1 protein-coding gene is annotated in these 626 nt (G+C 66.9%); it reads left to right on the top strand.

What is annotated here, in order from left to right; all coding sequences use genetic code 11:
- Positions 1-626, top strand: a 626-nt coding sequence (locus L3K22_RS16650; protein ID WP_263312372.1) for an IS30 family transposase, incomplete at both ends; no start/stop codon positions are given.

Below are 626 nucleotides of genomic sequence, written 5' to 3' on the forward strand. Positions count from 1 at the left end.
CTTTACGTCCAGGGCGCGGGCGCGCTGCGTCACGAGCTGACGGTCGAGGGCGCGATCCGTTCCGGTCGCAAGGGTCGTATCCCGTCCTCGAAGCTGCCGGCCCGGAACAAGCGCCGCTGGCTGGACGGGCACCGGCTGGCCGATCGAGAGGAGATGCTCGCGGCCGAGCACGCGGGCAGGAAGATTCCCGGCCACTGGGAGGGAGACCTGGTCGTGGGGCCGAACAACTCCGGGATCATCACGCTGGTCGAACGGGCCTCCCGGTTCACGCTCCTGGGACGACTGCCCGGGACTCGTGACTCCGCCACCGTGATCGACGTGCTCACCAGCATGGTCGAGGACCTGCCCGAGGCGGTGAAACGCTCGATCACCTGGGACCAGGGAACCGAGATGGCCCAGCACTCCCGGTTCACCGTGGCCACGGGCTGCCCGGTGTTCTTCTGCGATCCTCATTCGCCCTGGCAGCGTCCCACGAACGAGAACCTCAACGGCCAGCTCCGCTGGGAATACCCCAAGGGCACCGACTTCAACCACGTCACCGACGACGAACTCCGCACCGTTCAGGACATGCTCAACGCAAGACCCCGAGTGGTCCTCGACGGGGCTACTCCCAGTGAGACACTCGA

Source organism: Brachybacterium atlanticum (genome assembly GCF_025669985.1).
Classification (GTDB): Bacteria; Actinomycetota; Actinomycetes; order Actinomycetales; family Dermabacteraceae; genus Brachybacterium; species Brachybacterium conglomeratum.